Here is a 14,195-nt window from a genome sequence, read left to right on the forward strand (position 1 = left end):
GATTATGGATTATGAATTATTGGATAGTGGGGAAGGTAAAAAACTCGAACGATTTAAAGATATTTTTTTAATTCGTCCTTGTGTTACGGCAGTTTGGCCAAGGACAAACCCTTCGTTATGGGAACAATATTCTGCAGAGTTTTTACGTGTAGGAGAGAGGGGAGAGTGGCGATATCGTAAAAACAATTTCAAAGAATGGTGGGTAACTATCGATTCTGTTTCCTGCTTGCTGAAACCCACTCCTTTTGGCCATGTAGGGATTTTTCCTGAACATACAAGATTCTGGAAAGATTTATATCCCTCTTTATCGAGGCCTTCGTGTAGAGTTTTGAATTTATTTGCTTACACAGGATCTTCTTCTATTTTTTGTGCCCAGCAGGGAGCTAGTGTTTATCATGTGGATGCTTCTAAAGCTGCTGTCAAATGGGCTCAGAAGAATGTTGAAAAAAATTCTTTTTCTGAAAAAAAGATTTTCTGGGTCATAGAAGATGTTTTCTCTTTTTTAAAAAAGGAAGTCCGTAGAGGGAAAACTTATGACATTATTCTGTTAGATCCTCCGACTTATGGACGGGGGCCTGATGGTGAAACGTTTAAAATAGATCGGGACTTTTTTCTCTTACTGAAGCTGTGCTCGCAGTTGATGTCCAGTTCCTTTGCACATATGCTTATTACCTCACATACACCAGGACATACTCCTGAATTTTTGCATTGTTTAGCTAAGAGAGCACTTCCTATGCTTCCTGTTCAAGGTTGGCGTTTAGGAGAAAGTTTTTGTGGTGAAGGAGAGCAACGATTACCTTCTGGAGTTTTTGCGCAATGGAGTTTGTAGGGAAAAATAATGCTCGTGTTAAGGCGGCACTTGCTTTAAAAAAACAGCGTGCGCGTAACAGCAAAGAATTTTTATTAGAAGGGTTTCGAGAAATTCATCGAGCTTTGATTTCTGGGTACCGTTGTTTATACGTATTTTGTGGGGAGACAGTATCTGATAAAGAAAAAGATCTTGATAAAAAACTTTCTTCTCTCGGTATTGAGAAATTTTATTGTTCTAAAGAAGTTTTGGAGAGACTAGCGTTTAAGGAGCATTCTGATAATTTTATTGCTGTTTTTGAAAAAAAATTGCTTTCTTGCGAAAAATTTTTAGGATTACAACGAAGAGAGCAACAGCCTTTTTACCTGATAGTTGAGGGAGCAGAAAAACCTGGGAATGTGGGTGCATTGCTAAGAATAGCAGACGGAGCGGGAGTTGATGGGGTTATCCTTTGTGATCCCGTAGTCGATTTATATAATCCTAACGTTATACGTTCTTCTCTTGGGACGGTGTTTACTGTTCCTGTTTGGCAAGCTTCTTCAAAAGAAGTTTTTGCTTTGATTAGAGAGCAAAAATGGAAAATTTTTACCACCACACCATTTGCGCAAACTTTTTATTTTGACCAAGACTTTTGTCAGCCTACGGCAATAGTTTTCGGATCTGAAAAAGACGGATTGTCTCCCTCCTGGCTAGAAGGGAATTTTTGTAATATAGCTTTACCGATGTTAGGGAAGGCTGATTCATTAAATCTTTCTTCTTCTGTTTCTGTTGTTGCTTATGAGGTAGTGCGGCAAAGAAGGAGGTAGCTGAGGTGTATATAAAATTTTGTTTTGAGGCTAGAACTTGATTTTTAATGTTTTATATGCGATGCTTAGCTGTATCCTCGCTTGAAAGGTTAGGTGGAGGCAGCTTCATTCTCATTGAGTTGTCGTAATTTTTTGCGGGTGGTTCATTTATAAAGGGCGCCCATGAAATTCAGTTTCTTTTCTGGTATCCGAGACTTTTTTCGTCACTTCGTTATCTCTGCGACTTCTGCGACTTCTGGGGCTTTGTCCGACCGTCTGAACTGGGCTGTAAGTCTCATGGCTGGGGCTTTTTCTACCTTTGTTCGGTTTCGACGTAAGATTGCAAGGTCTCCTTATCGAGTACGGACAACTGTTGTAAGTGTGGGAAATATTGTTGTTGGAGGGACAGGAAAGACTCCTTTAGTGTTATGGTTAGCCAAGACTTTAAATGAAAGAGGGCTTTCTTGTGCGGTTCTTTCAAGAGGATATAAAGGGAGATATAGTAAGCGCAAGACCTCTATTATTGTAGATCCTGCCATTCACACGGCTTCTTGTGTTGGTGATGAGCCATTTTTGATGGCAAAATATTTGCCTTCAGGAACTGTGAGAATACAAAAAGATCGGAGAGCTCTTGCTGAAAAGAGTTCTGGATTATTTGACATCTTATTGTTAGATGACGGCTTTCAATATGACCGTCTTCATAAAGATGTAGAAATTGTACTCGTGAACGGATTAGACCCTTTCGGGGGGGGAGCTTTTTTCCCAAAAGGAAGGCTTCGAGATTTTCCAGATAGGCTAGCTAAGGCGGATTATGTAATTATTAACGGCAGGTGCTCCCCTGCTGATCAGCGTGAGCTGGATCGATTGAATCCTCATGCAAAAATTGTTATTGAGCCGCAGATTGCTGAAATCGTTTGGTTGAACAAGTCTATGGATATCTCGTGGGATCATTGGGAAGGGTTAGGAGTTGGAGTATTTTGTGGGCTAGGATTTCCAAAAAATTTTTTGAATATGTTGAAGGATGCTGGAATACATGTTTTGGGGACCCATTTATTACCTGACCATGTGGGGATAACAAAACAGGAGTTAGAGATTTTTTGTAAAAAAATCATTTTGCGTCAAGGAGTTGGCATCCTATGTACAGAAAAGGATAGCGTGAAAATTGGAAGGTTTGCCGAGGAGATATCGTTGCCAATAGGAGAAGTTCGGATGCAGTTTTCTTGCATTAGCAATGAAGGACAAATGGCGGCCATGTTGGATGCAATAGAGGCTATCCAAAGGAAGAAAAGGGTGACTACATGAAATTATGGATGAAAATCTTTATAGGCTTAGTTGTCGGAGTTGTTTGTGGTTTAGTTTTAGAAGACAAAGCAGCTTTTGTTAAGCCTTTTGGGGATATATTTTTAAATCTACTAAGCATGGTGGTGTATCCTCTAGTATTTTGCTCTATGGTTTTGGGTATTGCTTCGATTAGCGATATGAAGAAATTAGGGCGTATTGGACTAAGAAGTCTAGGTTTATACCTTGGAACAACAGCTGTTGCGATTGGAATTGGCTTGGCTTTTGCTTTGTTCTTTTGCCCCGGGAAGGGATGCGATCTTCAAGGGTTTCATACGACTGATCTCCTTGTTTCTGGCGAACCTGGAAGTACCGGCTTTCTGACTACGTTTGCGAAAATATTCCCTTCGAATCCTATGCGTTCTTTTGTCGAAGGGAATATTTTGCAAATTATTGTATTCGCATTGTTCACAGGGATTGCTATGCGCTTAGCTGGAGAGGCTGCTCGCCCTGTGGAGAATATCATTCATGGATGCAATGAAATTATGTTGCGCATGGTGAATATGATCATGTCTTTTGCTCCTTATGGAGTAGCGGCGAGTATGGCTTGGATATCTGGCAACCATGGATTAACTGTTCTGCTTCAGTTAGGAAAATTTCTTGTTGCGTATTATATAGCTTGTGTTTGCCACGCTATATTAGTTTTTGGTGGGCTAGTTCGACTGGGATGTGGGCATTCATTCACTGGATTTTTATCGGCTATGATGGATGCCATTTCTTGTGCCGTATCGACAGCAAGTAGTTCGGCAACGTTACCGGTCACTATGAGATGTGTGTCAAAGAATTTAGGAGTTTCTTCTGAAGTTGCTGGCTTCGTACTTCCTTTGGGAGCTACAGTAAATATGAATGGTACAGCAATTTTTCAAGGCATGGCAGCAGTTTTTATTGCTCAAGCATATAATTGTCCTCTGTCGTTAACCAGTCTTCTTCTTTTAGTTGTAACAGCAACGTTTTCTGCAGTGGGAAGCGCTGGCGTTCCTGGAGGAGGGATGATTACATTAGGCTCTGTACTAGCTTCTGTTGGATTGCCTATTCAGGGGATTGCCGTATTAGCTGGAATTGATCGTTTGCGGGATATCGTTGGGACTCCTATGAATATTCTGGGAGATGCCGTTGTTGCATTATATATTGCCGATGGGGAGGGAGAGGTATCTTCTCCTGCCAAAGAGGAAACGGTGCTTTCTCAAAATGGCTAAAGATCTTTTTACGAAGAGAGAATCCTCTCTTCGTTTTCTTTTCTATGATTTCAAAAAATATTTAATGTAACATAGAGAATATTTAACAGCCTGGCGATGAGAAGGTTTTAATTGGGGCTGTTGGTTATCTGTGAAAGGATAACAATTCGGCAATTTTCTCGTGTTTAATTGAAAGAACGCTAAAACACGTACGAATTCAGAAATAGGAAGATTCATGTTTGAGTTTCGATTTCCAAAGATTGGAGAGACTGCATCTGGTGGCATAGTGGTTCGATGGTTGAAACAGGTCGGAGATCCTATTGAGAAAGATGAACCTTTGATTGAAGTCTCGACAGACAAGATTGCAACTGAGTTAGCTCCTTCACAATCAGGTATTTTAGAAGAATGTTTGGTTCAAGAAGGAGAAGAGGTTTTCCCTGGAGATATTTTGGCACGTTTGCGGGAAACTTCCATTGTGGATACTCCTTTGGATCGAACTATAGAAGAGAAGAGTTGTTCTAAAGAAAAGTGCGTTAAAGACCACGATCCTCAGTGGTTTTCTCCCGCAGTTTTGGGAATTGCACAACGAGAAGGGTTAAGTTTCCAAGAATTGCAAGCAATTGCAGGTACTGGGATTGGAGGGCGTGTCTCTCGAAAAGATGTAGAAGAATATCTCGCCAATAAAAAGGAGCTTAGAGACTCTAATTGCTCTAAGGAAGAAAATAGGATCCCGATGTCTCCTTTGCGTCGAGCTATAGCTTCTTCATTACGGCAATCTTCAGAAGAAGTTCCGCATGCTTCCTTGGTTGTCGATGTAGATGTTACGGACTTAATGAATCTTATTGCTTCGGAGAGAGAGCGTTTTGCTGCTGCTCATGGAGTTAAGCTTACTATAACAAGCTTCATCATACAATGTTTGGCTAAGTCTTTAGAGCAATTCCCACTTCTTAATGGATCTTTGGACGGAGACACAATAGTTGTGAAAAAAGCTGTGAATGTGGGAGTCGCTGTCAATTTGAACAAAGAAGGAGTTGTTGTTCCTGTTATTCACAATTGTCAGGATCGGGGATTAGTAAGTATCGCTAAAGCTCTAGCAGATCTTTCATCTAGAGCTCGAGCTAACAAGCTGGATCCCTCGGAATCTAAAGATGGGAGTGTGACTGTAACAAACTTTGGTATGACTGGTGCTCTTATTGGTATGCCTATTATTCGTTATCCTGAAGTAGCTATATTGGGAATAGGTACCATTCAGAAACGTGTTGTTGTACGTGATGATGATTCATTAGCTATTAGGAAAATGATGTATGTTACTTTGACTTTTGATCATCGAGTATTAGATGGGATTTATGGGGGGGAATTTTTAACCGCTTTGAAAAATCGTTTAGAGTCTGTTACGATGAGCTGAAAGAGATGTTTTATATGGCGGCGAAGCGATGTACGTGCCTAGCGTTACAGAAGACCTTTGTTTGAGTATCTTTCATAAACAAAGAAACGTGATTTCACAGTATTTTGCGAGCTTTCATTGTGATAGTGTTCGTCGCCTTGCAGAGAAGCTTTTGCATCATCAGGGCGCTGTGTTTTTTTCTGGAATAGGGAAGAGCGGATGTATTGCTCGTAAATTGGTTGCAACTATGCAATCGTTTGGTGAGCGAGCTTTTTTCCTTTCAGGAGATCTTCTTCATGGAGATTTGGGAGTTGTTGCGCCGAGTGATATTGTTTGTCTATTTTCGAATAGCGGAGAGACTCGAGAGATTCTTGAGTGGGTTCCACACTTGAGGCAGCGACAAGTTTTTCTAGTTGGTATTACTTCTTCTTCCTGTTCTAGTTTAGCTGTTCTTGCAGATTTTATTGTTACGTTGCCTAAGTTAGAAGAGCTGGATCCTTTTAATCTTATGCCTACAACCTCAACTACTTGTCAATTACTTTTTGCTGACCTTTTAGCCATGACAGTTTTATCTTGTCGGAAGTTTTCTTTATCAGATTATGGGAAAAATCATCCTAGTGGGCAGATAGGTTTGAAAGCAAATGGTAAAGTCAGCGATTATTTTTCTCCCAGAACGGAAGTTCCTTTTTGCTCACCGCTCACTACTGTTTCTGAAGCGCTTACCATATTATCTTCGTATGAGTATGGATGTGTCTGTGTAGTCAATGAGCATTTTGAGCTGTTAGGAATATTTACGGATGGAGATTTGCGTCGAGCACTTTCTGAATCTGGGGGGGACATTTTGACTTATCCGTTACAGAAGGTAATGACGAAAAAACCTAAAGTGATTGCTGAAGATTCAGATGTGTTATTAGGAATAGAAATGATGGAATCAGGAAATCCAGTGACGGTGTTACCTGTAGTCGATGCTCAGTACCAGCGTTTCGTCGTTGGGCTACTACACATGCACACGCTAGCGCGGGCAGGGTTGCTATAGTTCAAAGTAAAAGTTCGGAAGAGCGAGTAAGCCGGATTCTGTCAACAAGCACGAATGAAAATCCTTGCTTGCGGGCAATCATTCATCTAGGAAGCACATTACTATACTCCTCAAGCGATTATGAAAAAGCCTAAGCCCTATATTAAAAGAGCTTTTTTGCAGAAACAAACAACTTTTTCTCTTGCTTCAGATGGGGTTTACAAGTCTACTAGGTCTCCCCAGCAGCTTCTACTCCTAAAGTAGAATTTTTCAGCCTACCCATGAATTGTATACAATTCACAGCGGATTGTTTTCTGTTGCACTTTCCGTAGCCTTACGGCCCCTGGAATTTCTCCAGCATCTTCTCTTATAAAGTCCGGACTTTCCTCTGGTTTCTAGCCTCTTAAGAAGCTACCCCAGCGATTGCCTTGCTCTTCCGATTAATCTGTTATACCGCAGCGCGCCGCCGCCGACGTTTCGTTGTTGCGCCCTCTATAGCTGAAGCCTGAAGCTCTTGCCAGTAAAGGATTCTTGAGCAATGTTCACAAAATACAAGGTGATCTTGCTTGCGAACTAAATTCTCGTGCTGCGGGGTAAGGGCTATATGACAGCCGCTGCATACACGATTCTCAATAGGGACAACAACACGGTCCTTCTTATTATTGAGGAGTCGTTCATAAACGCTAAATAACTCTGGATCGGTGACTTCTTTAAGTTGTGTTCTTTGGTTCAATAAAGAACGTCCCTCTTCATTGATTTTTCGAATGTTTTCGCGAATTTCCTCTTCAATAGCATTACTACTACTCTCTGTGGAAGCTAAACTCTCCTTTAAAGAGACAAGGAGATCTTCACCGCTTGCTTGTTTATCCATCAGATCGCTAAGTTGATGTTCTAGGGTTCGCCGCTCTTTGTTCGCTGCAGTCATTTCTTGAGTCAAAGCATTGAACTCATCCATTTTCTTTACAGCAGCTTGCTGATTTTCTAACTTATTAATCTGATCAGAAATTTCTTGAATACGTTTTTCTCCACCTTTGATCTGATCTTTTAGCTTCTCCATCTCTTGTTCTTTTTCTTCCACTTTGCGACGGATATCCGTTTTTAAAGTTTGAATTTTAGCGAGCTCATTTTGATGTTCTTTTTTGACCCGCATCAGCCGGATCATTTTAATATCGAGCTCTTGGATAGCCAAAATACTTTGGAGGGCGTCATGCATGGAAATCTTTCCTTACCTTGATATGAGCTTGTAGTGTCGGCCTAACTCTAATCCCAACCCACTTCTTTCTAGAAAGCGCTTACTAACGACTTCCCGGAACGGGGCCTTAAAAAAAGACAGGAACGAGCCAGCCCAGCGAAACGGCAAGTTTACCGCTTTTTCTGCAAGAAGTAAAGCACGTTTTGTTTAAGAAAATCTTTTTCAAAAAAAGAGAGTTAGTCAGACAAAAAATCTTTTGAGAAGACAGCCTGAGAAACCTAGCCTTTACCACTATTTTTTTTAGTTTTGGTGCCTGCTTTTTTCTTTTTTGGTGAAATTTTTTTCTTTTCTTTCGTTGTATGGGACTCTGCTTTTCTTTTTTTCGACGTGCGTTGCTCTTGAGGTTTAACTAAATTCCATTCGATAGCTTGTGTAAGTAGTGTAACGGACGCTAGTTGTACCGAAATAGCTGTTCCTGGTCGAAGATGTTCAGGAAGATCCTCTAACCCTATTTTTGTTTTAATCACATACTCTTTAGGGAGCTTGGAAGCAGGAATGAAACTTTCATGACAGAATTCTGGAAGAACAAAAGAAAGCCCCTCAGGAGATACAGTAATGATAAAGGCGGTGTAAAGGGTTGCTGGCTGTTCTTCGAGAAATTTCTTTAAGAATCGAGCTTTTTTGATGTTAATGAAAGCTCCTTCAGCTTTGGCAGTAATGCGTTCTTGTGATGAACAAGTTCGAACAATCTGTTCAAGATGGGCCTCTTCCACAGACAAGGTATGGAAGAGGAGTCTATGAACAATAAGATCTACATATCGACGGATTGGACTAGTAAAATGAGTATAATAATCTAGGCAAAGGCCGTAATGGCCTGTATTTTCCGTGGAATAGGAAGCTGTTTTCATACTACGCACGAATTGAGAATGAAGGATGGGCTCTAAAGGATGCCCCGCAGTTGCTTCCTGTAGTAAATACTGATAATCAGGTTCTTGTGCAGGAGTTTCTGTAATAGTGAAACCCATAGCTTTTGCTGTTTCCCTGAAAAGAAGAAGATTTTCTTCGTTAGGAGGCTCGTGTATGCGAAAAGGCATGGATACTCCCTGATGAGAAATGTGATAAGCAATCACTTCATTAGCTTTTAGCATAAACTCTTCGATGAGTTTGTGCGCTGCTGTTTGTTGATTTTCGACTAAGGCCACCGGCTCTTGTAAATTGTCAAGGGACATAGTGAAAGACGGGAGTACAAGGCGAATGCACCCTCGTTGTTCCCGAATATTGGAAAAAATACGGCTAAGTTCAGCCATGTCTAAAATTGTTTTAGAAATAGGATGAGGGTGTTTTTTTTCAATGATTTCATCTACTTCGTCGTAAGTCATACGGTATTTGCTACGAATGACGCTACGTAAAATTCTGTAATCGGAAAGAAATCCTTCTTTAGAAAAAGTCATGAAAACGGATACTGCTAAACGATCCACATTGGGTTTTAAACTGCACAAATTATCAGAAAGAGCTGAAGGTAGCATAGGAACTACTTTTCCTGGGAAATAGATGGAATTACATCGCTTAGCGGCCTCTTTATCTAGAGCAGAGTTTGGAGTAACATAATGGGAGACGTCTGCAATATGTACACCTAAGATATAGTTCCCCATATGATCATAGGTTAACGAAACTGCATCATCGAAATCTTTAGCGGAAGCAGAGTCAATAGTAAAGCAAAGAAGGTCTCGGAGATCTTTTCTAGAATGTAAAGCCTGTGAGATATGTTTCTGTAAAAATTGACTGGCTTCTTGCACAACGGCTTCAGGAAACTCTTCAGTAATAGAAAATTCTGCTTTAATGACGGGGAAATCTGTTTTGGCATTAGAGATATTTCCCATGAATTCTAGCATGACCAAAGGAGAAAGTTCCTTACTTTGAGGGTTCTCTTTCCATGCAGGAGTTTTCAGTAATAGCCGATCCCCAATTTTATAAGTTCTTTTAGGTAGAAGCTCTGCTTTTAAAGCGCTTTCAGGACTTATAGTATTAACACAAACCATTGCTAAGGTAGGATTAATGAGAGAAAGAATGGTGCCCACTAAGACAGTTCTTCCTCGAGAAAGAACCTTATGGATAACACCTTTTCTTTTTTCTCCTCTACGAAGGGAGGAAGGGAGAGCTACTAGGACGTGATCTCCATCTAAAGCGCCTTTTAAGTCGCTAGCGGGGATAAAAATATCAAAAGGATATAACTCTGGCTGATCTGGAGAAACGAATCCAAATCCTTTTTTAGGATGGACGAACAATACACCAGGAACCAGAATCGGTTTTTTATTTTTTAGAAATTTTTTCTTATTTTTAGCTTTTCCCACAAGCTAAACTCCATTGCTGTCTTACTGCCTTGTACAGTTTGCTTTTTAAAACTTCTTGGAATGCTTGTGCATCCCGAAGTTCAGCAGGGCAGCTGGTTTGGATTATACAACGCTTTTTAACAAAAGCGCTTGTGCTATAACAATCAAGATACGTATTACCTAGCATACATGAACAAAGGTATTAATTACTCTCAAGAAAGAAAAGAGGTGAAGGATTTTCAAAGAAAAAGACAAGAGCCTCTCTGAAAGAGGCTCCTGCTTAAGTAAAGAAGTACAACGAATTCTTTACTCTGGTTTATCGACAATTTCAACATCTGCGTCTTCGATATTATCTGTAGAAGAAGAGGCTCCTCCTGCAGGAGGTCTCGTGCTGAAACTATGTTTTTTCAGATCTTCAGAGTTAATATTCGGTCCACCTTGAGCATTGGCTGCGGAAGCAGCTGCTGCAGATGCTGACTGTGCTTGCATAGCTTCACCGATTTTTTGCATACGAGCACTCAATTCATCAGAAGCTGCTTTGATAGCCTCTGTAGAAGCATCTTCTTTTACGGCTTGACGAACTTTTTCAACTTGTTCTTCGATTTCTTTAACAAGATCCGCAGGGATTTTGTCGTGATAATCTTTAACCGCTTTTTCAGCTCTGAAAATCATACCGTCAGCTTCATTTTTTATGTCTGAAGCTTCTTTTCGTTTTTTATCCTCTTCTCTATTAAGTTCTGCATCGCGGATCATTTGTTGAATCTCTTCTTCTTTCAATCCAGAACTTGCTTCGATACGGATTTTTTGTTCGCGTCCACTAGCTGCATCTTTAGCAGATACGTGCAAAATTCCATTAGCATCAATATCAAAAGTCACTTCAATTTGTGGGTGACCTCTAGGAGCTGGAGGAATATCAGTTAGGTCAAATCGGCCAATTTCCTTATTGTCTTTAGCCATTGGTCGTTCACCTTGAAGAACAACGATGGTGACTGCAGGCTGATTATCTGCTGCCGTAGAAAAAATCTGTTTCTTTTGTGTAGGGATTGTCGTGTTTCTTTCTACGAGTGGAGTCATAACTCCTCCTAGGGTTTCAATTCCCAAAGAGAGAGGGATTACGTCAAGTAGAAGAACATCTTTAACTTCTCCTCCAAGGACCCCACCTTGAATAGCAGCTCCAACTGCAACTACTTCGTCAGGGTTAACACCTTTGTTAGGCTCTTTGCCGAAAATATCTTTAACAACAGCTTGTACTGCAGGCATTCTGGACATTCCTCCAACAAGAAGAACATCGTCAATATCAGATGCAGACAATTTGGCATCTTTCAAAGCTTGAGCACAAGGCTGCTTTGTTCGCTCAATGAGTGGTGAAGCCAGATGTTCGAATTGAGCTCGAGTTAACGTTAAGGCTAAGTGTTTAGGGCCGTTAGCATCAATTGTGATGAATGGTTGATTGATTTCTGTAGAAGATACCCCGGATAATTCGATTTTTGCTTTCTCAGCAGCATCTTTCAATCTTTGTAAAGCCATGTTATCTTTACTTAGATCAATACCTTCCTGTTTTTTAAATTCATCAAGCATCCAATTGATGATTACTTCATCGAAATCATCTCCCCCGAGGTGAGTGTCTCCATTTGTTGAAAGAACTTCGAAAACTCCATCACCAATTTCTAGGATAGAGATATCGAAAGTCCCTCCTCCAAGGTCGAAGACTGCGATTTTTTTATCTCCTTCTTTATCGATTCCGTAAGCAAGAGCGGCAGCAGTAGGCTCTGGAATGATACGTTTAACGTCTAATCCTGCAATGCGTCCTGCATCCTTTGTAGAAGCTCTTTGGGAATCATTAAAGTAAGCAGGAACTGTAATCACAGCTTCGGTTACTGTTTCGCCAAGATAAGCCTCAGCTGTCTCTTTCATTTTCATTAAGATTTGAGCTCCAATCTCTTCCGGAGTATATAGCTTGTCTTCTACACTAAATACGGCATCTCCTTTAGGATTAGAAGTCACTTTATAAGGGACCGTTTTAATCTCTGACTCAACTTCGGAGAATTTTCTACCGATGAATCGTTTAGTGGAGGCAAGTGTTTTTTCTGGATTTGTTACTGCTTGGCGTTTTGCAGGAATCCCCACTAGAGTTTCACCACCTTTAAAAGCTACGATAGAGGGAGTGGTGCGTGTTCCTTCTGAGGAGGCGATAACTTTAGGCTGGCCACCTTCCATAACGGAGACGCAGGAGTTTGTTGTCCCTAGGTCAATACCAATGATTTTATTGGATTTTCTTTTTTCGCTCATATTGACACCTAATTTCTAGGATAATTATTCTTTTTCTTCATTACTGTCTTTGTTCCCTTTAGAGGGAGTTTTTGCTACTTTCACTTTAGCTACACGGATAGGACGATCTCCTATCTTATAACCTTTACTAAATTCCTCCAAGATAGTCCCTTCTGGGATATCTGTGGTTTCTTCAATTTCTACAGCTTCGTGCAAATAAGGATTGAACAGCTCTCCTTTTGAGGAGTACTCGACAACGCCTTTATCTTCGAATACTTGTTTAAATTGTTGTAAGATCATTTGGAACCCAATAGCCCAGTTTTTTACTTCTTCAGAAGCTTGAGAAGCACACCCCAATGCTTTTTCCATACTTTCTATTGGAAGAAGGAAGTCTAAAAGAGCATTTTCTACAGCATACTGCATCATTTCTACGCGTTCTTTCTGTAGGCGTTTTCTCGAATTTTCTGCTTCAGCAAGGGCCATGAGATAACGATTGTTCTTTTCTTGTAACTCAATTTTTAAATTTGCATTCTCCTGCTGGAGCATTTGGAGTTCGTTATCAGGAGAAGGCTCGCTAGTCTGAATTTCTTCCGACGAGGTGTTTGGGGTTTCTGTCATGATAGCTCCTTAGCGGGTAATAATTTTATAGAAGAGCGCCGAGTCAACTCTGCTGGTCTTTGTGAGCATCTAGGATCGCTCGGACAAGGTCTTCTGAAGGACAATTTAAATTTATAAAAACTTTGAGTTAAAACGGTTTTTAATCGTTCTGCAAATAAGGAAAGTGTGCCAAATACCTGTTGATAGGGGAGATTCATAGGGCCTAATACACCAAACGCTCCTAAAGGAGTTCGATCCATATAGTAAGGAACAGTGATTACTGCACACAAGGGATCAGAATTCCCAACGATATCAGCAAGTTCTCGACCGATAAATGCAGTAGGCATTTCTTTGTGAGAATGAATATTTAGAAATTTGCACATATGCTTACGGTTTTCGAAGAAAGATAACCCCTGAGCGAGGGTTTCAGGATCTTTGAAAATCTCGTATTTTAGTAATCTAGATAGACCTGTTTGATAAAGATCTTCCTCACTGAAATGGCAATAGCGAGTGAGATAACGAACTACAACTTCATTGTAAAGAATCATCCCTAGGTCTTCCTCTTTCTGAGAAAGAAGGCTATCTGAAGGTTGTTTGCGCAGATAATTTTGCAGAAAATTTTCTATTTTCTTTAAAGAGTTAGCAGGAAGTTGTTCTGGGAGCCAGAGCACATCTGTGAATACCTGTCCGAATTCTGTTGAGAGTACGAAGACTACACGTCGATCATCTATGGCCACGAGTTGAATATTAATTACAGAATCACTTTCGAAACGAGGAGAAGAGAAGCAAACCGGAAGCTGCAGAATATCGGAGAGAATTTCAGAAGCTTTTTGCAAATCTTTCACGATATTTTTGCTATATTCGGGAAGCTCGGACAGTTTTTGTTGAATTTCCGCAACTTTTTCCTGCTCAAGAAAGGGAATACTGTGATCAGCGTAGTAGCGGAAAGCTAGATCTGTGGGGATTCTTCCTCCAGAAATGTGGTTTTTTCTTAAAAAACCTCCAGCTTCCAATTGAGCAAAATAGTTACGTATTGTTGCCGAACTTAAATCGGAACAATAAGTTTCTTTAAGAAGCTTCGATCCTACTGGCTGACCGCTTTCTAAGTAAAGCTTAGTAGTCATCAGCAGAACGTGCGAAATCTTAGAATCTTTTTTCGATGCTCGCAGCTGGGACATTTCCACTCTATTTTCCATAAGTCGGTGTATTATAGGAAAAGTGGATCCTGTGGTCAAGAATTTTAGCGCTCGATATCAAAGAGTGCTAGTTTTACTCTCGAACATAAGAAGTTGCTTTTGTTTGA

General features: G+C 40.5%; 11 protein-coding genes and 1 other RNA gene. 6 read left to right on the top strand and 6 right to left on the bottom strand.

Going from position 1 to position 14,195, the window contains the following annotated elements; translation table 11 throughout:
- Nucleotide 1: 1 nt before the first annotated feature.
- The 6 genes from IJ490_RS02705 to IJ490_RS02730 all read left to right on the top strand — a co-directional run bounded on the left by IJ490_RS02705 (nucleotide 2) and on the right by IJ490_RS02730 (nucleotide 6,526).
- Nucleotides 2-829: a class I SAM-dependent methyltransferase gene (locus IJ490_RS02705; RefSeq protein ID WP_291893663.1), complete on the top strand. Its 828-nt coding sequence runs from the start codon at nucleotides 2-4 to the stop codon at nucleotides 827-829.
- Nucleotides 817-1,614, top strand: a complete 798-nt coding sequence (locus IJ490_RS02710; RefSeq protein WP_291893617.1) for an RNA methyltransferase — start codon at nucleotides 817-819, stop codon at nucleotides 1,612-1,614. The genes IJ490_RS02705 and IJ490_RS02710 overlap by 13 nt, the downstream gene beginning before the upstream one ends.
- A 162-nt stretch (nucleotides 1,615-1,776) precedes the next feature.
- Entirely contained in the window at nucleotides 1,777-2,895 is a 1,119-nt protein-coding gene (gene lpxK, locus IJ490_RS02715; RefSeq protein ID WP_291893620.1) for a tetraacyldisaccharide 4'-kinase, read from the top strand.
- Nucleotides 2,892-4,127 (top strand): dicarboxylate/amino acid:cation symporter, encoded by a 1,236-nt coding sequence (locus IJ490_RS02720; RefSeq protein ID WP_291893622.1) that lies wholly within the window; start codon nucleotides 2,892-2,894, stop codon nucleotides 4,125-4,127. Before lpxK ends, IJ490_RS02720 begins: the two co-directional genes overlap by 4 nt.
- Nucleotides 4,128-4,341: 214 nt before the next feature.
- Nucleotides 4,342-5,511 carry a dihydrolipoamide acetyltransferase family protein gene (locus IJ490_RS02725; protein ID WP_291893624.1) on the top strand — a complete coding sequence of 390 codons (1,170 nt, stop codon included), beginning with the start codon at nucleotides 4,342-4,344 and terminating at the stop codon, nucleotides 5,509-5,511.
- A gap of 28 nt (nucleotides 5,512-5,539) precedes the next feature.
- Nucleotides 5,540-6,526 carry a KpsF/GutQ family sugar-phosphate isomerase gene (locus tag IJ490_RS02730; protein ID WP_291893626.1) on the top strand — a complete coding sequence of 329 codons (987 nt, stop codon included), beginning with the start codon at nucleotides 5,540-5,542 and terminating at the stop codon, nucleotides 6,524-6,526.
- An 11-nt stretch (nucleotides 6,527-6,537) separates the two neighbouring features.
- On the opposite strand, the gene rnpB is transcribed toward IJ490_RS02730, so the two are convergent.
- The 6 genes from rnpB to hrcA form a co-directional block, all read right to left on the bottom strand.
- Nucleotides 6,538-6,944, bottom strand: an RNA gene (rnpB, locus tag IJ490_RS02735) — RNase P RNA component class A.
- 9 nt (nucleotides 6,945-6,953) lie between these two features.
- Nucleotides 6,954-7,718, bottom strand: a complete 765-nt coding sequence (locus IJ490_RS02740; protein ID WP_291893629.1) for a zinc ribbon domain-containing protein — start codon at nucleotides 7,716-7,718, stop codon at nucleotides 6,954-6,956.
- A 257-nt stretch (nucleotides 7,719-7,975) separates the two neighbouring features.
- A complete protein-coding gene (locus IJ490_RS02745; RefSeq protein ID WP_291893633.1) occupies nucleotides 7,976-10,048 on the bottom strand; it encodes a ribonuclease R family protein in 2,073 nt (690 codons plus the stop codon).
- Between the two features lie 285 nt (nucleotides 10,049-10,333).
- Nucleotides 10,334-12,316 (bottom strand): molecular chaperone DnaK, encoded by a 1,983-nt coding sequence (gene dnaK / locus IJ490_RS02750; RefSeq protein ID WP_291893636.1) that lies wholly within the window; start codon nucleotides 12,314-12,316, stop codon nucleotides 10,334-10,336.
- 24 nt (nucleotides 12,317-12,340) lie between these two features.
- Nucleotides 12,341-12,913, bottom strand: a complete 573-nt coding sequence (locus IJ490_RS02755) for a nucleotide exchange factor GrpE (RefSeq protein WP_291893639.1) — start codon at nucleotides 12,911-12,913, stop codon at nucleotides 12,341-12,343.
- Complete coding sequence (hrcA, locus tag IJ490_RS02760) at nucleotides 12,910-14,088, bottom strand: heat-inducible transcriptional repressor HrcA (protein WP_291893643.1); 1,179 nt, start codon at nucleotides 14,086-14,088, stop codon at nucleotides 12,910-12,912. Before hrcA ends, IJ490_RS02755 begins: the two co-directional genes overlap by 4 nt.
- Between the last annotated feature and the right edge of the window lie 107 nt (nucleotides 14,089-14,195).

This window comes from Chlamydia sp., from assembly GCF_017472245.1.
Lineage (GTDB): Bacteria > Chlamydiota > Chlamydiia > Chlamydiales > Chlamydiaceae > Chlamydia.